Source organism: Devosia sp. MC1541, assembly GCF_012847305.1.
GTDB lineage: Bacteria > Pseudomonadota > Alphaproteobacteria > Rhizobiales > Devosiaceae > Devosia.
Map to the genome: position 1 here is coordinate 555,939 of NZ_JABBDZ010000001.1, position 19,316 is coordinate 575,254.

At 56.8% G+C, this 19,316-nt stretch carries 17 protein-coding genes and 4 tRNA genes; 8 read left to right on the forward strand and 13 right to left on the reverse strand.

The features are described 5' to 3' along the window. Window positions 1–111: 111 nt before the first annotated feature. The 4 genes from HKD40_RS02555 to HKD40_RS02570 all read right to left on the reverse strand — a co-directional run bounded on the left by HKD40_RS02555 (window position 112) and on the right by HKD40_RS02570 (window position 4,798). A complete protein-coding gene (locus HKD40_RS02555) occupies window positions 112–915 on the reverse strand; it encodes an amino acid ABC transporter ATP-binding protein (RefSeq protein ID WP_169194135.1) in 804 nt (267 codons plus the stop codon). A 5-nt stretch (window positions 916–920) separates the two neighbouring features. Next, complete coding sequence (locus HKD40_RS02560; RefSeq protein ID WP_248305886.1) at window positions 921–2,030, reverse strand: amino acid ABC transporter permease; 1,110 nt, start codon at window positions 2,028–2,030, stop codon at window positions 921–923. Between the two features lie 37 nt (window positions 2,031–2,067). Continuing rightward, window positions 2,068–3,603 carry an ABC transporter permease subunit gene (locus tag HKD40_RS02565; protein ID WP_169194137.1) on the reverse strand — a complete coding sequence of 512 codons (1,536 nt, stop codon included), beginning with the start codon at window positions 3,601–3,603 and terminating at the stop codon, window positions 2,068–2,070. Window positions 3,604–3,781: 178 nt separating this feature from the next. Next, window positions 3,782–4,798 (reverse strand): amino acid ABC transporter substrate-binding protein, encoded by a 1,017-nt coding sequence (locus HKD40_RS02570; RefSeq protein ID WP_169194138.1) that lies wholly within the window; start codon window positions 4,796–4,798, stop codon window positions 3,782–3,784. Between the two features lie 218 nt (window positions 4,799–5,016). Here HKD40_RS02570 and metC point away from each other — a divergent pair, with 218 nt between their 5' ends. Beyond that, window positions 5,017–6,204, forward strand: coding sequence for a cystathionine beta-lyase (gene metC / locus HKD40_RS02575; protein WP_169194139.1), 1,188 nt, complete (start codon window positions 5,017–5,019; stop codon window positions 6,202–6,204). Here the strand turns inward: metC and HKD40_RS18150 are convergent. After that, window positions 6,192–6,935 carry a phosphatase PAP2 family protein gene (locus tag HKD40_RS18150; RefSeq protein WP_169194140.1) on the reverse strand — a complete coding sequence of 248 codons (744 nt, stop codon included), beginning with the start codon at window positions 6,933–6,935 and terminating at the stop codon, window positions 6,192–6,194. The two genes, metC and HKD40_RS18150, sit on opposite strands and share 13 nt — an antisense overlap. Before the next feature lie 86 nt (window positions 6,936–7,021). Between HKD40_RS18150 and HKD40_RS02585 the strand changes: the two genes are divergently transcribed. The 5 genes from HKD40_RS02585 (at window position 7,022) to HKD40_RS02605 (ending at window position 8,994) form a co-directional block, all read left to right on the forward strand. Next, a tRNA-Pro gene (locus HKD40_RS02585) sits at window positions 7,022–7,098 on the forward strand. A 105-nt stretch (window positions 7,099–7,203) separates the two neighbouring features. Beyond that, window positions 7,204–7,280, forward strand: a tRNA-Pro gene (locus tag HKD40_RS02590). A gap of 334 nt (window positions 7,281–7,614) precedes the next feature. After that, window positions 7,615–7,691: transfer RNA gene (locus HKD40_RS02595), tRNA-Pro, on the forward strand. A gap of 26 nt (window positions 7,692–7,717) precedes the next feature. Beyond that, window positions 7,718–8,023, forward strand: coding sequence for an ETC complex I subunit (locus tag HKD40_RS02600; RefSeq protein ID WP_169194141.1), 306 nt, complete (start codon window positions 7,718–7,720; stop codon window positions 8,021–8,023). Window positions 8,024–8,130: 107 nt separating this feature from the next. After that, window positions 8,131–8,994 carry a TraB/GumN family protein gene (locus tag HKD40_RS02605; RefSeq protein ID WP_169194142.1) on the forward strand — a complete coding sequence of 288 codons (864 nt, stop codon included), beginning with the start codon at window positions 8,131–8,133 and terminating at the stop codon, window positions 8,992–8,994. A gap of 48 nt (window positions 8,995–9,042) precedes the next feature. Here the strand turns inward: HKD40_RS02605 and HKD40_RS02610 are convergent, their stop codons facing one another. The 8 genes from HKD40_RS02610 to HKD40_RS02645 form a co-directional block, all read right to left on the reverse strand. Then, window positions 9,043–10,194 (reverse strand): Gfo/Idh/MocA family oxidoreductase, encoded by a 1,152-nt coding sequence (locus tag HKD40_RS02610; protein ID WP_169194143.1) that lies wholly within the window; start codon window positions 10,192–10,194, stop codon window positions 9,043–9,045. 91 nt (window positions 10,195–10,285) lie between these two features. Continuing rightward, window positions 10,286–11,341 carry a sugar phosphate isomerase/epimerase gene (locus HKD40_RS02615; RefSeq protein ID WP_169194144.1) on the reverse strand — a complete coding sequence of 352 codons (1,056 nt, stop codon included), beginning with the start codon at window positions 11,339–11,341 and terminating at the stop codon, window positions 10,286–10,288. A 154-nt stretch (window positions 11,342–11,495) separates the two neighbouring features. Next, on the reverse strand, window positions 11,496–12,638 hold the full coding sequence (locus tag HKD40_RS02620) for a Gfo/Idh/MocA family oxidoreductase (RefSeq protein ID WP_169194145.1): 1,143 nt from the start codon (window positions 12,636–12,638) through the stop codon (window positions 11,496–11,498). Between the two features lie 5 nt (window positions 12,639–12,643). Next, window positions 12,644–13,393, reverse strand: coding sequence for a sugar phosphate isomerase/epimerase (locus tag HKD40_RS02625; RefSeq protein WP_169194146.1), 750 nt, complete (start codon window positions 13,391–13,393; stop codon window positions 12,644–12,646). 145 nt (window positions 13,394–13,538) lie between these two features. Then, window positions 13,539–14,621 (reverse strand): ABC transporter ATP-binding protein, encoded by a 1,083-nt coding sequence (locus HKD40_RS02630; RefSeq protein WP_169194147.1) that lies wholly within the window; start codon window positions 14,619–14,621, stop codon window positions 13,539–13,541. A gap of 5 nt (window positions 14,622–14,626) precedes the next feature. Further along, the gene (locus HKD40_RS02635) at window positions 14,627–15,550 is read right to left on the reverse strand and encodes a carbohydrate ABC transporter permease (RefSeq protein ID WP_169194148.1); all 924 of its coding nucleotides are present in this window, start codon (window positions 15,548–15,550) and stop codon (window positions 14,627–14,629) included. Then, on the reverse strand, window positions 15,547–16,488 hold the full coding sequence (locus HKD40_RS02640; RefSeq protein WP_169194149.1) for a sugar ABC transporter permease: 942 nt from the start codon (window positions 16,486–16,488) through the stop codon (window positions 15,547–15,549). Before HKD40_RS02640 ends, HKD40_RS02635 begins: the two co-directional genes overlap by 4 nt. A gap of 94 nt (window positions 16,489–16,582) precedes the next feature. Then, entirely contained in the window at window positions 16,583–17,824 is a 1,242-nt protein-coding gene (locus HKD40_RS02645) for an ABC transporter substrate-binding protein (protein ID WP_169194150.1), read from the reverse strand. A 223-nt stretch (window positions 17,825–18,047) separates the two neighbouring features. On the opposite strand from HKD40_RS02645, the gene HKD40_RS02650 reads away from it, so the two are divergent. Together HKD40_RS02650 and HKD40_RS02655 are read left to right on the forward strand one after the other, a co-directional pair. After that, entirely contained in the window at window positions 18,048–19,088 is a 1,041-nt protein-coding gene (locus tag HKD40_RS02650; RefSeq protein WP_169194151.1) for a LacI family DNA-binding transcriptional regulator, read from the forward strand. Between the two features lie 55 nt (window positions 19,089–19,143). Further along, window positions 19,144–19,220 (forward strand) — tRNA-Arg (locus HKD40_RS02655). Window positions 19,221–19,316: the final 96 nt, after the last annotated feature.

The following is a 19,316-nucleotide window of genomic DNA, read 5'->3' on the forward strand; positions in this document are numbered from 1 at the left end:
CTCAAAGGACGATGCTCTCGTTTTCCGCCCCCATATTGTCAGGGACGAAAAAGGGGTCAAGCCAAGTGATGGCCTGCCCCCACTATTCTGCATGTAATTCTTCGTGTCCGCTTAATGCAGGATTTGGCTCAAGAAGAGCTTGGTCCGTTCATGCTGCGGATTGGAGAAGAAGTTCTCTGGATCATTTTGTTCAATGATCTGACCTTGGTCCATGAAAATGACGCGGTTTGCCACTTGGCGGGCAAAGCCCATTTCGTGGGTCACGCACAACATGGTCATGCCTTCCTCGGCGAGGCTGATCATCACTTCGAGCACTTCTTTGACCATTTCAGGGTCAAGCGCCGAGGTGGGCTCATCAAAAAGCATGATCTTGGGCTGCATGCAGAGCGAGCGGGCGATGGCCACACGCTGCTGCTGGCCGCCCGAGAGCTGGCCGGGGAATTTGTGCGCCTGTTCCGGGATTTTCACGCGCTCAAGGTAATGCATGGCCGAAGCTTCTGCTTCCGCCTTGGGAATACCACGCACCCAGATGGGCGCGAGGGTGAGATTTTGCAAAATCGTCAGGTGGGGAAACAGATTAAAGTGCTGGAACACCATGCCCACCTCGCGGCGCACTTCGTCGATGCGCTTGAGATCGGCGGTTAGCTCTGTGCCGTTGACGATGATCTGACCCTGCTGATGCTCTTCCAGACGGTTGATACAGCGGATCAGGGTCGATTTGCCCGACCCAGATGGTCCAGCAATAACGATGCGTTCGCCACGCATGACCTTGAGGTCAATGTCGCGCAGAACGTGGAAATCGCCATACCATTTGTGCATGCCGATAACATCGACGGCGACGTCGGTTTCAGACACCGTCATTTGGCTGGCTTTGATGGCGCGCTCGTTGACGCCGTTTGCGGATAGATCGCTCATTCGCGTTACCTCTTGTGCCCAGTGTCCAGACGCCGTTCCATGTAGATGGAATAGCGCGACATGGCGAAACAGAAAGCCCAGAAAATGAAACCGGCGAACAAATAACCGGTGATGGCTTGTGTGGGCGAAGACCAGTTGATGTCGGCACTGGCGGCCTGCGAGGCATTGAGCAGGTCGAAAATGCCAACAATCGAGACGAGGGACGTGTCCTTAAAGAGGGCAATGAAGGTGTTCACAATGCCCGGGATCACGTGCTTGAGCGCCTGAGGCAGGATGATAAAGCCCATCGACTTCCAATAGCTCAGCCCAAGGGAAGACGCGGCCTCATATTGCCCACGCGGGAGCGCTTGTAGACCGCCACGGATCACTTCGGCCAGATAGGCTGAAGCAAAGAGCGTAACGCCTACTAGAGCCCGCAACAGCTTATCGACCGACGTGCCCTGAGGCATGAACAGCGGCAGCATGATCGACGCCATGAAGAGCACGGTGATCAACGGAACCGCCCGCCACAGCTCGATAAACATGACGCAGAGCGTCTTGATGATCGGCATTTTGGACTGGCGGCCGAGGGCAAGCAGAATGCCCAATGGGATGGAGCAAATGATGCCCACCATCGAGATGATCAGCGTGACCAGCAAACCACCCCACTGCTCGGTTGGCACCGGACGCATGCCGAAGACGCCACCATTGAGCAGGTAGAAGCAGATGACTGGGTAGACGACGAAGAACAGCACCGCATTGATGATCTTGAACGGAACGCGTGGGATCAACAGTGGGATGATCAGCAGCGCGCCCAGACCAAAGACGATGTTAGGGCGCCAATATTCTTCCATGGGGTAGAAGCCATAGATGAAGAAGGTGATGCGCGCGGAGATAAAGGCCCAGCAGGCCCCCGCCCCTAGAACGCGGCAATCTTCGACTGTTCCGCCCGGCGCTACCGCATGGCCACCCAAGAAGGTGGGCATGACGAAGTTGTAGATCGGGGGAATGGCCCAGAGAAGGAAGATGATGCCGATGAGGGTGAGGAGAGCATCGCTCGGGGTCGAGAGAAGATTGCGACGAACCCAGGCAATCACGCCATCACTGCGCGAAGGCGGTGTGGTTGGTGCGATCATTTCCTGACGAACGAATGAGACTGACATAAGCGCGCTCCTACCGTTCGACCAATGCGACGCGCGCATTGTACCAGTTCATGAAGGCCGACGTGGTGAGCGACAGGGTGAGATAGACCAGCATGGTGATGGCGATCACCTCAATGGCCTTGCCTGTCTGATTGAGCGTCGTGCCCATGAAGACGTTCACCAATTCCGGATAGCCAATGGCTGCGCCCAGAGATGAGTTTTTGGTGAGGTTGAGATATTGGCTCGTCAGCGGGGGAATAATGACGCGCATTGCCTGTGGGATCACCACGAGACGCAAGCGGTCCCCTTCCTTTAAGCCAAGCGAGGCAGCGGCTTCTGTTTGCCCCTTATTGACGGCACGAATACCGCCACGGACGTTTTCGCCGATGAAGGCCGCCGTATACAGGGCCAGACCTACGGCCAGTGCCACCATTTCGGGCACGAGCTGCAAACCACCCTTGAAGTTGAAGCGTTCCAGAACCGGAACTTCAAAACCAAGGTTTGCGCCGGTCACCCAATAGACGAAGGCTGGAACGCCAACCATCACCAGAATAGGCAGTGCCCAAGGAAGCTTGGCCTCAGCGCCCTGCGGACGACGATCTGAAACCAGCACAGACCAGACGACGCCTAGGGCGAGGACCAGTGCCAGGCCGATGACGGCGACTTCGGGCAGTGCTAACATGCCGCCCAGAAGGAAGACAGCCACGGCCCAGCTGAGGAGGAATGTGACGAAGACGCGCCCGTAAAACGCAAATGCGCTGAAGGTGAGCGCAGCTGTTGCAACCCCGACAATCAGGGGCAACGTGCCAAAGCGGGCGAGAACTGGGATGAAGGTGCTGACCAAGACAGTGCCCAGATAGGCAAGGCCAAAGGCCAGAATGGCGCTAGCAATGCGACCTGCCCACACAATGGCCGGCGAATAGTAGCCGGTGAGTGCGCGCTGGCGCTGCGCAGTGCGGACCAGAACAATAGCGCCGATGATTGCAGCGATCGCTGAAATGACAACCCAGATGATTTCGGCGTCAGGCAGTGGCCGCGGGACAATGATGCCGCGCTGATTGATGAAGATGTTGAGCGGAAGCTGATAAGATTCGCGCACCGCTGGCATCGCCTTGAGAACCGCGAAGTACCAAAAGAACAGCTGCAGCAGCAGCGGGACGTTACGTACGATCTCAATGTAGACAGTGGCAACACGCGCGACCAGCCAGTTGGACGACAGACGCGCTACGCCCAGGATGAAGCCGAGGACTGTGGCGACCACAATGCCAATGACGGCGACCAGCAAGGTGTTGAGTAGGCCGACGAAGAATGCCTGCCAGTAAAAAGATGAACGATCGAAGGGAAAGAGGGTGAAGCTAATGCCGAAGCCAGCGGTTTCCCAAAGAAAGCCAAAGCCCGTTGATTTGTTTTGCGCAGCGAGGTTCTGCGCGGTGTTGGTGACGATCCACCCTAGAAATGCGACCACCGCCGCCGCGACGAGCACCTGATATATGATGCCGCGGATGACGGGGTCATTATAGAATGCGGTGCGTGGCGGCGCCGCAGCAGTATTGTCATGGACAGCCATGAGGCAGAGTCCCCCGAATAGAGAAAACGCAGCCACATCCAGCAGGATCAAGGTACACTGAGAGGCCCCTGAGCCAAGGGCTCAGAGCAAAGAAAAACTTCAGGCACGATCACTACGGAATAGATATGCGCTGAGACGAACTGGCGCCCGCGTGGGGCGCCAGAACCAGTTTCACTCTTTAGCGGATTGGCATTGCGTACTGCAGGCCGCCGTCTTTCCAGAGGGCGTTCAGGCCGCGTTCCAGACCAATTGGGGTGGCTGGGCCGACGTGGCGATCATAGGACTCGCCGTAGTTACCGATGTGCTTGACGATGCGGTATGCCCAATCAGCGGTGAGACCGATTGGAGTGCCAAAGTCGCCTTCAACGCCCAGGAGACGCTTGATCACCGGATTATCGGAGCCGAGCATTTCGTCAACATTGGCCTGGGTTACGCCTTGCTCTTCAGCTTCGAGCAGCGCGAAATAGGTCCAACGTGTGATCGAACGCCACTGTTCGTCGCCCTGACGAATAACTGGGCCAAGTGGCTCCTTGGAGATGATTTCTGGCAGGATGGCGTAATCATCCGGATTGGAGAACTTGGAACGTTCAGCAGCGAGCGCGGAAGCGTCGGTGGTGTAGACGTCGCAACGGCCATCTTCGAAGGCCTTCACAACTTCGTCCTGATCGGTGAACACGACTGGCGAATAGTCGAGACCGTTGGTTTCAAAATAGTCAGCGGCATTGAGTTCGGTGGTGGTGCCGGATTCGATGCAGATGGCAGCACCGGACAGATCCGCTGCAGAGGCAATGCCGTCTGCCTTGCGGACCATGAAGCCCTGCCCGTCATAGTACATGGTACCGATGAAGCTGATGCCCAAATCGGTATCGCGGCTCATGGTCCAAGTGGTGGTACGCGACAGAATGTCGATTTCACCAGCGGACAGCGCAGCGAAGCGTTCCTGCGAAGTCAGTGGGGTGTAACGCACAGCGTCTGCATCATCGAAGATGGCAGCAGCTACAGCGCGACAGAAGTCAACTTCCAGGCCAGCCCAGTTGTTGTTCGCGTCCGGCGCGGAGAAACCGGGCACACCACCGGTTACACCACATTGGACGAAGCCTTTTGCTTTGACGTCATCAAGAGTTGCAGCGTTTACAGCAGTTGCGCTCAGCCCCAAGGAAGCGGCAACGGCGATCGAAAGAAGCGTCTTTTGCATGTCGTTATTTGCCTTTTGTTTCCTGACCCTGTTTTTTAACATCGCCTTGCTGACGACGTCACAGGTGCATCACCGCTTTATTTATCGGTTTTGATGCTGATAAGCATGCAAACCGCTATTGACCGTAACGTCAAGGGTCGACGACACTTTGGGTCAACCTCTCTGTCGCTTTATTAGACACGTGTGCAGAGTGATCCGTTTTTAAGCAGAGTACGAAAATGTCTCAGTCCAGCCGTACAGGGCGCCCCAAGCAGTCATTCGAGACCATCCTTACTCATAGTGGACGGGAACCGGATGATCAGTTCGGTTTTGTGAATACCCCCGTATATCGGGGCTCGACAGTTTTGTTCAAAACCCTCGCAGAGCTTGAGACTCAGGGGCAAAGGTTCACCTACGGCCGGCACGGCAATCCCACCACCCAATCGGTGGAAACCACCATCAACGAACTCGAAGGCGCATACCGCACGCGCCTCGTGCCATCGGGGCTCGCCGCGATCTCCATCGCGCTTATGTCGTGCCTAAAAAATGGTGACGACGTTTTGATCTCGGACAGTGGTTATGAACCCGGCCGAACCTTCGCAGACGGGTATTTGACCCGCATGGGGGTGAGCGTTCGCTATTACGACCCGCGAATCGGTGCGGGACTTTCTGAATTGATGCAGCCGAACACGCGCGCGGTTCTGGCCGAAGCGCCCGGCTCGCTGACGTTTGAAGTGCAGGACATTCCAGCGCTGGCAAAAGCGGCGCATGCGGGTGGCGCGCGGCTCATCGTCGATAACAGCTGGGCTAGCCCCCTCTTCTTCCGTCCGCTTGAGCATGGCGCAGACATAGTGGTGCATGCGGCGACCAAAATGTTCGTCGGCCATTCGGATGTTATGGCCGGGACAATTTCAGCCACTGAAGAGGCCTGGGGCGATGTCGATGATATCCGCCGGCTGCACGGCTATTTCACCTCGGGTGATGATGCCTATCTCGTGGCACGCGGTTTGCGCACGCTGGCGATCCGGATGAAAGAGCACCAGGCGCGGGCAATTGAGATTGCCAGCTGGCTGGAAGGTCAGGATGAGGTTCTGCGGGTAATTCACCCTGCACTGCCAAGCCACCCGGACCATGAAATCTGGAAGCGTGACTTTGACGGCTCTGGGAGCTTGTTCGGCTTCATACTGAAGCCGGCTGCCCGCGCCAGCATTGCCGCCTTTGTCGACGGGCTCGAACTGTTCTCAATGGGATATTCGTGGGGCGGCTATGAAAGCCTGTGCCTACCGGTGAAGCTCGGCGCTAATCGCACGGCTAAGCCGTGGACCGAAGAAGGCAATCTCTTCCGCGTGCATATTGGCCTTGAGGGCGTTGAAGACCTCAAGGCTGATTTGGCAGCAGCGCTCGAGCGTTACACTCAGGCGCGCTGAAACAAGGATTTGACGGCCGTCATTGGCTTACGCACGTAGCGGCCGTCAGCAGTCTTTTCAAAGAGCCAACCGCGATCACCAAAGAAGTTGCGGACGGCATAGCACCCCAACATGCCGACAACGAAGCCAGCGAAAATGTCGGTTGGGTAATGCATGCCCACTGGGACGCGAGAAATGCAGACGATAATTCCGAGGATCAGGAACGGAATGTAAGAGCGCGGCCAGAAAAAGCCGAAGGTGAAGGCCATGGCAATGGCCGTCGTCGAGTGCCCGCTCGGGAAGCTCTGATACACCCAGTTTTGCAACGGCTGGAACGCAAACGCCCCGACCTGCTCAAACTCTACTGGGCGCACACGACCGATAATGCGTTTAAGGATCATCGTCATCAGCCCGGGGAAACCGGTGCCGATAAAGATGAAGGCGAAGAACAGTGCCATTTCGCCGGAGGCTTTCTTCCAAAGCCCCTGCAACGGGAATCGCAGCAGTCCGAACAGAATCATCCCGATCAGGCCCGGATAAAGCGTCCAATCAGCCAAACCGTAGTCGGTGATGAGGAAAAATGGCCGACGCCATTCCTCTGGCCAGCCGATGCTGGTGCGGGAAAGGTAGACGTCCAAACTGGCCAAGACCGCCAGAACAACGAGGAAGGCCGCTGCAAAAGCTGGCCAGGTGCGGGGAAGGCCCAGAGGCCATGGCTTTTGAATGTCATACATGTCGGATTTGTCGTACACAGTGGAAAACCCGTCAAGGTCGCAGTTAAGTGATTGGAGGGGCTTGCACATAACTGCGGCATACCTTAGTCACACCATTGCAACGTCGGAGTGTAGCTCAGTCTGGTAGAGCACCGGTTTTGGGAACCGGGGGTCCAAAGTTCGAATCTTTGTACTCCGACCATTTGCACCTCAGGCAAGCGCCTGATCAGACTGCAAGAATGCTTATTTAGGCAGATTGCAGCAGCGACATAGAGAGCCTTAAGAAGCCTCCCTGTCGATACATCGTCGGAGTGTAGCTCAGTCTGGTAGAGCACCGGTTTTGGGAACCGGGGGTCCAAAGTTCGAATCTTTGTACTCCGACCATTTTCTTCCCCACATCCTTCCTAGTTTAGAACGTACGACCTCGCGTCGTATGGATCTCCTCGCGCAAAGTCGCTGTGTGGTGCACGCCCCTCCTAGCCTGCTGCCGGGTTCAATCTTGAAATTAAAACAGCGCCTTAGGGGAATCGGTTCTCATTTTGATTCATGCAGGCTCTGGTCTTGTGGCGCTGTCGTGCCGTCGATCACGAGGCAAAGGATTGCGCTGATCCGAACCGACCAAAACTTGTCCAAAGTTTTTCACGCAATAAACGAAAACTCCTGACACGAGCCTCTTGCACTTCCCTGCGGCATGGCTTAGTCACTGCCTTGCAAACGTCGGAGTGTAGCTCAGTCTGGTAGAGCACCGGTTTTGGGAACCGGGGGTCCAAAGTTCGAATCTTTGTACTCCGACCACTTGCACCTTAGGGATGAGGTTCAAAATGACGGCTCGTATTTATCGACCTGCTCGTAACGCCATGCAATCTGGCAAGGGTAAGTCGAATGACTGGGTTCTGGTTCACGAGCCAAGTGTTGCCCGCACTATCGAACCTCTTATGGGCTATACAAGTTCCAGCGATATGGCGCAGCAGATCCGCCTCTCCTTCGATAGTCTCGAAGAAGCTGAGGCCTATGCGCAGCGCAATGGTATCGCCTACACTGTGCAGCCTGCTTACGACCAAATTCCAAAGCGCGTCAGCTATCCGGATAACTTCCGTCATGATCGCAAGACGCCTTGGACACACTAATCCAAGACAATTGACGCTGAGTTGTGTGAACGCCGCAAGACATTGCGGCGTTTTGCGTTTTCAGCCATTGCATTAGAATGATCCGCCAACTCAGGAGCACGACGCACATGATCTTCCGTACACTCACCGGAATAGCGCTCGCTCTCGGGCTGAGTGCAGGCGCGCAAGCGGCCCCTGCCCTGTGGAAGGTGAGCGACGACGATAGTGCGATCTACCTGTTCGGCTCGGTGCATATGCTGAGGGCCGACCAAGAGTGGCGCACCCCTCTGCTCAATAAAGTGGTCAGCAAGGCCGAGCGGGTTTATTTCGAGACCGATATTTCCCCAGTTGGGCAGGCAGAGGCCGCGTCGCTCAGTATCCTGCACGGGTTTAATACGGATGGGCGACTGCTCAACGACATCATATCACCCGAACTAATGGCGCAGCTGCGTGAAGCGGCCGAAGCCCATTACGTGCCAATGGCATCGCTTCTGGCGATGAAGCCGTGGATGGCAGCGACCACAATTTCGTCAATGCCCATGATCAATGCCGGATACGCCGCCAATTTTGGCGTTGAGACCGTGCTCTCTGCTGAATTGGCTGAAGAGCGCATCGGCATGCTCGAAACAGTGGAAGAGCAAATGGGGTTCCTCGCTGGCGGAACCGAGGCTGAAGGCATTGAGATGCTGCAAGCCAGCCTCGACACACTCGAAACTGTTACGGCCGACGTCGAAGATCTGACGAGAAGCTGGGCGAATGGCAATCCGGAAGAACTCGGTGCTCTATTCATGGACCAGATGGGCTCGTTTGATAGCATCATGGTCGAGCGGCTCATCGACAATCGCAATAAGAATTGGACCGATCAAATCGCGGACATGCTGGAGCGCAATGAGGGGGCGCTTCTCGTCGTAGGCGCAGCGCATCTGGCAGGCGAGATGAGCGTGGTGAAGCTCCTAGAAGACAAAGGCTTTACCAGCGAGCGCATTCAATAAAAAAGGCCGGGAGCGATCCCGGCCTTCATTATAAGAGAGAGCGAGTGATTAGACGTCGCTGAGCTTGGTCCAGCGGCTGTCGTTCTGGCTCGATTTCACCGAGGCGGTGATGAACTGCATACCCTCGATGCCATCGGCGAGGGAGGGCAATACGTCGACATAGTCCGCACCGTCACCACGGATGACCGCAGCGAACTGGCTGTAAAGGGTCGCAAAGGCTTCGAGATAGCCTTCTGGGTGACCGCCCGGAATACGGACGTTCATGCCAGACGCAGCAGGCGAGGAGATTGCCCCGCCACGGGTCAGCAGCTGCTTTGGCTTGCCGAATTCAGAATACCACATGTAGTTCGGGTTATCCTGACGCCACTCGATCGAGGCTTTCTCGCCGTAGACGCGCAGCTGCAGGCCGTTTTCGTGACCAACTGCAACCTGACTGGCCCAGAGCATGCCCTTCGCGCCGCCTTCGAAGCGCAGCATGATGTGGACGTTGTCATCGAGCTGACGGCCGGGCACGAAGGCATCGAGATCGGCCGCAACGGCTTCGGTCTTGAGCCCCGTGACGAAGCGCGCGAGGTTATAGGCGTGGGTGCCAATGTCGCCAATGGCGCCGCCTGCCCCGGACTTGCTGGGGTCGGTGCGCCAAGAGGCTTGCTTATTGCCTTCATCGGCTTCGACGGCGAGCCAATCCTGCGGATATTCAACCTGCACGACACGGATCTTGCCCAGAGCGCCGGACTTCACCAGCTGGTGCGCCTGACGGATCAGCGGGTAGCCGGTGTAGTTGTGGGTGAGGAGGAATTTCGCGCCGTTCTTGGGTTTGATGTCCAAGAGTTTGCGCGCGTCTTCGAGAGTGGACGTGATCGGCTTATCGCAGATGACGTGGATGCCAGCCTCAAGGAATGCCTTGGTCGGACCAAAGTGCATATGGTTCGGGGTGACGATGGCAACAGCCTCGATGCCGTCTGGACGCGCGGCTTCGGCGCGAGCCATTTCCTCGTAAGAGGTGTAGATGCGGTCTTCGGCGAGGCCGATGTTGCGGCCGGATTCTTTTGCAACTTCGGGCCGCGACGAGAGTGCGCCCGCGACAAGGTCATAATCGCCATCAATGCGCGCGGCGATCCGGTGCACATAGCCAATGAAAGCCCCCGTGCCGCCGCCAACCATGCCGAGGCGAATGCGCTTTGCGCCATTTTCAGCCATTGAATTCCTCCAGAGTGCAACTGCTCAGATGTCTAGCATTTTAGCGCGTCCGCTGAGTTTGGGGCGCGCTTTTACGATTGAAATAGGACGATTAGAGGCCGAGCATCTTGCGGTTAGCCGCCTGATCGGAGCCGCCGCTGGCGAAGTCATCGAACGCCTTTTCAGTGACGCGAATGATGTAGCTCTCGATCAGTTCCGCGCCTTCCCGTGCACCATCCTCTGGATGCTTGAGTGCGCATTCCCATTCGAGAACGGCCCAGCCCTGGAAGTCATTGGCGGCCATTTTGGCAAAGATCGCCGGGAAATCGACCTGACCATCACCGATGGACCGGAAGCGCCCTGCCCGATCAACCCAAGACTGGAACCCGCCATACACGCCCTGACGGCCGGTTGGGTTGAATTCAGCGTCCTTCACGTGGAAGGCCTTGATGCGGTCTTTGTAGATGTCGATGTAGTCGAGATAATCGAGTTGCTGCAGAACGAAGTGGCTTGGATCGTAGAGAATGTTGGCGCGCGGGTGGTTCTTCACGCGATCGAGGAACATCTCGAACGAGACGCCATCGTGCAGGTCTTCGCCGGGGTGAATTTCGTAGCAGACGTCAACGCCAGCATCGTCGAAGGCATTGAGGATCGGCGTCCAGCGGCGCGCCAATTCGTCAAAGGCTTCTTCCACGAGACCCGCGGGGCGCTGGGGCCATGGATAGATATAGGGCCAAGCGAGCGCGCCGGAGAAGGTCGCATGGGCCTTTAAACCGAGGTTCTGTGAGGCCTTGGCGGCGTTCAGCATGGTTTGAACAGCCCATTCTTGGCGGGCCTTTGGATTGCCATGCACCGAGGCCGGCGCGAAACCATCAAAGGCTGCGTCATAGGCTGGGTGAACGGCAACGAGCTGCCCCTGCAAATGGGTCGATAGCTCGGTTATTTCGAGGCCGTAGCTGTTGATCTTGCCTTTAAGTTCATCAGCATAGGTCTTGGACGTCGCGGCCTTTTCAAGGTCGATCAGGCTCGAAACCCAAGTGGGGATCTGAACACCCTTGTAGCCGAGGTCTGCAGCCCATTTGCAGATATTGTCGAGTGTATCGAACGGGGCTTTGTCGCCGGCGAACTGCGCCAGGAAAATAGCGGGGCCTTTGATAGTGGTGGCCATAGTGTCCTCCTCTGGCTCCGTGCCTTAATAGACAGGAGACCCTTTCCTCCGCGGAATGGATACCGCTTAGTTTTCGGGCGGCAATTGCTCGCCGCCCAAGTGCTGTGATCACAGTTTTGTCTGCACTAGACAGACTGTCAATGACGCACGTCAATCAAGCTCTTAGCAGCGCCCGCGCCTCTTCTATGCCGAGCGCACGAGGACGTTCGCATGTCGTTCTGAGCGTAAGAACTTTTCCGCTCTCGCCGGCTTCGAGCAGCCCAGTCATCACTTCAACAACATGCAGTGCTGAATCCAAACCACAGCGTGGCGTCTGAGAAGTCTCGATTGACTGCATCATGTCCGCGAGACCGGCGCAGCGGTAGTTGGCGCGAGGCTCGGCTTTGTCGAGGTCCTGATTGGCTACGCCAAACGGATGGGCCCATGGATCGACCGCAGTGCGAATGCCTTCGATGCCGGTGGTGACCAGATCGCCGCCGAAGAAGTTCGGATCGGGAACAAAGATCGAGCCATCGGTGCCGTAAAGCTCGATGTTGTGGTGGCCGTGCGAGGCCACATCCCAGCTCGCGCCAATGGTGACGATCGCGCCGTTGTGGAACTCAAGGATGCCGTGGATCGTGGTTGGGGTGCCAACCTTGATCGAGGAACCCTTGTATGGGCCTTCAGCCGAGACTATACGTTCTGTGCGTGCCATGTTGGTGAAGGCCGAGAGGCGCTTCACTGGGCCGAGCAGATGCACGAGATCGGTGATGTAGTATGGACCAAGATCAAGGATCGGGCCGCCACCGGGCTGGAAGAAGAAGTCCGGATTTGGATGCCAGTGTTCCATGCCACGGCTCATGACGTGCATGGTGCCGCTCATGATCTTGCCAAGCTTGCCGCTGTCGATGATTTCGCGGGCCTGCTGATGCGCGCCACCGAGGAAAGTGTCGGGAGCCGAACCAACCTTGAGGCCACGCTCGTCGGCGGCCTTTTTGAGCGCAAGGCCTTCTTCAACCGACAACACAAATGGCTTTTCGGAATAGGCGTGCTTGCCAGCGGAGATGATGTCCTTGGACACTGAGAAATGGGTCGACGGAATGGTCAGATTGACGATTACGTCCAGCTCAGAATTCTTGAGCAGCTCGTCAGGTGTCTGAGCCGCAACGCCGAATTCATCCGCACGGCGCTTGGCCGCTTCGGGGAGAATGTCAGCGACAGCGCGCACTTCGAGGCCCTTGAATAGCGGCGCGAGGCGCAGATAGGCCGCCGAGATATTGCCGGCACCCATGATGCCGACGCCGTATGTCTTCGCCATGGCGATTACTTCCAGTTCTTAGCGTTTGCGATCGACTGGGTGGCAAAGCGCACCGGGTCGGATGGCTTGTCGTGTTCGGCAACGAAATACTGGGCCTTGGTCTTAGCCTCGACCTTCTTGATCAGCTCTTCCCAGCCGACAACGCCAGTGCCAACATCAGCCCAACCATCTTCGTCGGTCTTTTCGCCCGCTGGAGCGATGTCCTTGACGTGGACGGCGGTGATGCGGTCGCCATACTTATCGAACCAAGCGACAGGATCGGTCTTGCCGCGGATCACCCAGGCGACGTCGCATTCCCATTCGATGTTCGGAGCGGTTTCGAGGATGATCTCCATCGGGGTACGGCCGGAGGTCGTTGGATGGAATTCAAAATCGTGGTTGTGCCAGCCAAAGCCGTAGCCAGCCTTGGTGTAAACTTCGCCGAGCTCGGCAAGCGTTTCGGCCAATTCGAGCCACTTGCTCTCATCTTCCGAGCGCTGGTCCGGCATGATGAACGGGCAGTAGATGCGCTTTACGCCGATGATTTCGGCGGTCTTGAGCGCGGTAGCCGTATCCTTGAGCTGATCGAGGCCGAAGTGGCCGGTCGGCATGGACAAGCCATTGTTTTTGAGGTGCGCAGCAAAGCTTGCAGGATCTTCATAGAGACCGCCGTAGCCTTCGACCTGCGTGTAGCCAAGTGACGAAAGCTTGGAAAGAAATTCTGGCAAGGATGGATAGTTGCGCGCGCTATACAGCTGGAATGACAATTGAGTCATTAGGGTCTCTATTCATACGGTTCATGCGGTGACGGTGAGGCTAAGTCGCCTGTTCCGCTGCGTCTGTCTCATTGGGCAGAATGACCACCGCGAAAGTAATACTGGAGGTAAAGAACGGCGCCCCGTAGGACGCCGTTGCTAAATCTTAGAGGCGGTTCTCAGTCTGTGCGTTGAACAGCGAGCCGCGGGCGATATCAAAGCCAAGAGTAACCTTGTCGCCGACGTTCAGATCGATGTCGCTCGAGCACCGGAAGGTCACCGAAATACCAGCGACCTTGGTCCAGGCCAGAGTTTCCGAACCCATAGGCTCAACGATTTCGATTTCCGCCTGTGTGGTGAAGGGCGAACCCTGCGCCGCGTCGCCAAGGAAGATGTGTTCTGGGCGAACGCCGAGAACAGCCTTGGTTGCGCCTGTTACGGGCTTGACGAAATCATACGTGCCGACCGGAATTTTGGTGCCATCTTCAGCGGTGAAAGTGGCGCCATCCAGCGTTCCGTTGAGGAAGTTCATCGACGGCGAGCCGACGAAACCCGCGACGTAGAGATTGACCGGCTTGTTGTAGATGGTGTGCGGATCAGCAAGCTGCTGAATGACACCATTCTTCATGATGGCAATGCGGTCAGCGAGCGTGAGCGCCTCGATCTGATCGTGGGTCACGTAAATCATGGTGTTCTTCAGGCGCTGGTGAAGGCGCTTGATCTCAACACGCAGGTCCGAGCGCAGCTTGGCGTCAAGGTTGGAGAGTGGTTCGTCAAAGAGGAAGACGTCCACGTCACGTACCAGTGCACGGCCAATGGCGACGCGCTGGCGCTGACCACCGGAGAGGTTCGCTGGCTTACGGTGGAGAAGTGGCTCGATCTGTAGGATTTCGGCAGCACGCTTGACGCGCTTGTCGATCTCTTCCTTTGCCATGCCGGCAACGCGAAGACCAAACGAGAGGTTCTTCTCGACGGACATCTGCGGATAGAGCGCATACGACTGGAACACCATGCCGATGCCACGATCCTTGGGCTCTTCCCAAGTGACGTTCTTGCCGTTGATGAAGATCTGGCCGTCAGAAACTTCGAGCAAGCCCGCGATGCAGTTGAGCAAGGTCGACTTGCCACAACCCGATGGGCCCAGGAGAACGATGAACTCGCCCTGCGCGATGTCGAGGTTGAGGTTTTCGAGAACCTTGACGGAGCCGAAGTTGAGGGACAGGTCTTTAATGGAAACGCTTGATTGCATGGTCGTTATCCCTTCACGGCGCCAGCGGCGACACCGCGGACAAACAGCTTGCCGGAGACAAAGTAGACGATCAAAGGCACGAGGCCGGTGAGTACGGTAGCCGCCATGTTGACGTTGTACTCAGGCGTACCTTGGGCGGAGTTGACGATATTGTTCAGCTGAACGGTCATCGGCTGGTTATGCGTGCCTGCGAAGACAGCGCCGAAGAGGAAGTCGTTCCAGATGCCGGTGATCTGCAGGATGAGCGCAACCACGAAGATTGGCAGCGACATTGGCAGCATGATTTCAAAGAAGATGCGCCAGAACCCTGCCCCGTCGACACGCGCAGCCTTGAACAGCTCTTGTGGCAAGGAAGCGAAGTAGTTGCGGAACAGCAGCGTCAGTATCGGCATGCCGAAGATGGTGTGGATCAGAATGACGGCTTCGAGCTTGCCGAAAATGCCCAGTTCACGGGTGATCATCACGAGCGGATAGAGCATCACCTGATAGGGGATGAACGAGCCGAAGATGAGGATCGAAAAGAAGATTTCCGAGCCCTTGAAGCGCCAGTTGACCAGAGCATAGCCGTTAATCGCGGCGATGAAGATCGAGACGATCGTGGAGGGAACGGTGATCTTGACCGAGTTCCAGAACCCCGGGGACAGGCCATTACAGGTCAGACCCGTACAAGCACTGGTCCAAGCACTGACCCAAGCATCAAAATTGATCTGATTGGGCAGTGCGAAGATCGACCCGAAGCGGATTTCCGGCATGGTCTTGAACGAGGTCGAGACCATCACATAGAGCGGGAACAGGAAGTAAAGCGCGAAGAAAACCAGCGTCGTGTAGAGCATGATCTTCTTCGGGGTGAAGAAGGGCTTTGGCTTGGGGCCGCGCGGTTCGGTCGACGAAACAGGCGCAGCGCCAGTCATGGTTGCAGTGGTACTCATGTGCGTTTGCCCTTCCCGCCGAATTCCAGATAGGCCCACGGGATCATGATGATCATGACGGAAATCAGCATCATGGTGGCTGCGGCCATCGCCTGGCCGATATTGCCGCCAGAGAACATGTAGTTAACGACGTATTTGGCTGGCACTTCGGACGAAATACCGGGGCCGCCATTGGTGAGCGCAACGACCAAATCGTAAAGGCGCACGATGCCGGAGCCGATCAGCACCACAGCGGTGACGAGAACGCCACGCATCATTGGCAAAACGATCGAGATATAAGTGCGCCAGGTCGGAATGCCATCGACGCGCGCGGCCTTCCAGATTTCTTCATCAACGCCGCGCAGACCGGCAAGCATGAGAACCATGCAGAAGCCAACGCCCTGCCATAGGCCGGCGATCAGCAACGCAAACAGCACCATGCGCGGATTGGAAATCCAATCGAAGGTAAAGTTAGCCCAGCCCAGATCGCGCATCGCGCCCTGAAGGCCGAGAGTGGGGTTCATGATCCACTGCCAAACAAGGCCAGTAACGATGAACGACAAAGCGAAAGGATAGAGCATGATGGTGCGGAAGGCGCTTTCAAAGCGGATCTTCTGGTCCATCAAAACTGCCAAGAGGAAACCCAGTACCAGCGTCAGCACCAGGCTCATGGCGCCATAGGTCATCAGATTGGTGACCGAGATGTTCCAACGGCTGGTCGCAAACAGGCGATCATACTGGTCGAAGCCAACGAACTTGCCAGTCGGCAGGAGCTTCGAGTTGGTAAAAGAATAATAGATGGTCCAGATCGTGCACCCGACGAAGACGACGAGAACTGTCGCGATCATGGGCAGCGCCGCTATTTTGGCGGGCAGGTTTTTCCGGAAGGTTTTTTGCAGGAGACCAGGTCGAGCGACGTCGCGACCCTCCTCCGCCGTTTGAACGGCTATGTCCGCCATTTTTCTCTCCATTGAGAAGATGGTCGACCTCCAATCCGGAGATCGACCACCGCTTTCAGGAATGAGAACTAGTCCTCATTCAACTCAGGCAGGATTAGTCAGCCTGAGCGACGATTTCGGCACGGCGCTCGATGTAGTCATCAACAGTGATGTTTTCATCGGCGAAGAACTCGAGATCGAGATCCTGCAGCTGCTGCTGGGTATCGCTCGAGAGCGAGAAGTCACCCGATGGCAGCAGGCCATTGCCGAGCAGGTCGATGGCCTTCTTCATGCAAGCATTCGCGCCCGACAGGTCGATGTCGGTACGGATCGGCATGGAGCCCTTGACCATGTTGAACTTCAGCTGAGCTTCTGGAGAGATGAGCAGGCGAGCAAGATCTGCCTGTGCATCAAGAACTTCCTGAGAAGTGCCTTCTGGGAGCTTAGGGAAGTAGAAGCTGTCGCCACCGCCGGTGAGCTGAGTGCCAAGGCCGAGGCCTGGAAGGCATTCATAGTCTACGCCTGGTACGCCGCCTGCGATCTGCAGGTCGCCAGCGAGCCAGTCACCGTGGATGTTACCAGCAGCTTCACCAGCGAGGAGCTGATTGCCAACGTCGCCGAAGGACGGAACCATGGTTTCTGGTGCAGTGACCTTACGGAGCGAGTCCATAGCTTCCGCAACCTTGCGGAACTCTGGCGAACGCACAGCTTCTGGGTCCTTGTCGCGGTTGATCTTGAGAACCAGATCAGCACCACCGATACCAGCCATCAGAACGCCTGGTACGCCGTTGATCGGCCAGCCGGTTGCGAGACCGAATGGCAGAATGCCGGCTTCCTGCAGAGCAGGCCAGGACGCTACGTATTCGTCCCAGTTGGTTGGAACTGGCTGACCAATCTTTTCGTAAGCCTTGGTGGAGAGCCAGAGCCAATCCCACGAGTGGATGTTGACTGGCAGGCAGTAGAGACCGCCTTCGTACTTGCATGGCTCAAGCTGGGTCGGATCGACATAGAAGCTTTCGATGTCCATGTCGGCGACGATGTCGGTCAGGTCGCGCATCAGGCCAGCCTGGATCAGCTCTTCAGCGTCACGGCCGGTGTTCATCATGGTCGCGCCCATTGGGTTGCCACCGATGATGCGGGAAATGATGACTGGGTTTGCGCCAGTGCCCGAACCAGCAAGGGCGCTATCGACCCACTTGTTGCCGGTTTCAGCTTCAAAAATCTTGGCGAATTCGGAGACCGCTGCCGCTTCACCAGCGGAAGTCCACCAGTGGGTGACTTCAAGATCAACAGCGTAAGCAGCAGTCGAGCCGAGGAAAGCGGTTGCCATAGCGGCAACCACTGCGAACTTCTTCATGAGATTGTCCTCCCGAGACACGGGGCGCCACCGCCCCAGTGATGCACCTGATGCAACCCTCCTCTTCCCAGAACAGGAGCCGCATCGGTGTGTAATCGATTGCATGTGCCCCCTAAAATGGCATTGCAATCGATTTCAGGAGTTTCATACACGCCTTGCGCTGCTGTCAAGAGTGTTTTACATCGATTGCATAAGCTGTCAGCACAGAGGGGAGCTGCCAGACGTGTCTGAGCATAGAAAAACACCTACAATTCAAGATGTTGCCCTAGCAGCGCAAGTATCGACTGCCACTGTGAGCCGCGCTTTATCTCACCCAGATCGGGTGAGTGAGACCACGCGTGCAAAAGTTGCTGATGCGATCCATGTAACCGGTTACACCCTCAATTTAGCGGCCCGCTCGCTGCGGCAAAGGACTACCAAGACTATATTAGTTGCACTTCCGGATATCAGAAACGGCTTCTTCTCGTCTATTCTGGATGCAATTGAGCGCGAGGCCACGGCCCGCGGATACGGCGTTTTAATTGCCAATCTCTACATCGGCGCCGAGAGTGCTATGCAATTGCAAAGCTATTTGCTTTCCAATCGCGCCGACGGCCTTTTGCTGTTGGATGGGTCGCTCGACGCGCGGACTCTGCAAATTCTGACCTCAGAACCGCATGCAATTCCCCTTGTGGTCGCCTGCGAGGAGATCATGAACGCAGGGTTCCACACGGTGCTCACCGACAATGCGCAGTCTGCTGACCGCGCCACCCAGCATTTAATCGATCTTGGCCACAAACGGATTGGGCACCTGCTCGGACCTGAGAGCAATGTTGTCGCCAAGGAGCGGCTCAAGGGATTTCTGGCAGCGATGAAGCGTGCAGATCTGCCAGTGTCGCCAGAGTGGCTGCTGCGCGGCAATTTTGAAATGGACAGCGGGTTCGGCGCGGCATCACGCTTTGCTTCGCTGTCTGAGCGCCCGACGGCCGTGTTCGCAGCCAATGACGAATCGGCGATCGGGTTCATGTCCGGCTTGCGTCGACACGGCATCCTCTGCCCGCGCGATATTTCCATTATCGGCTATGACGATCTCGACGTGGCGGCGCACTATACCCCTGCCCTGACGACGATAAGACAGCCACGGCAAACGCTGGGCCGGATGGCCGCAGAAACGCTGATCGACATGCTGGAAGACGGCTACACCAAGCGCGGACAGCTGCGTATTGTGTTGAACTCGGAGCTCATTGTTCGGGAAAGCACCAGTCACCCACAGGCAGACGCGTGAGAGCGCAAGTGGGGTGTGGTAATTTCAGCAAAATGCTGTAAAGCAAAGCCCGCTAGGCCCCTTAGCTCAGCTGGATAGAGCAACGGACTTCTAATCCGTAGGTCGCAGGTTCGAATCCTGCAGGGGTCGCCAGTTTCCTGAAATTGTTATCGAACTTTCGGCAGAAGGGGCAGCGTTTGCGCACTGCCCCGGAGCATTCGGGTACGATTGCACTGGTGGGTCACCTGA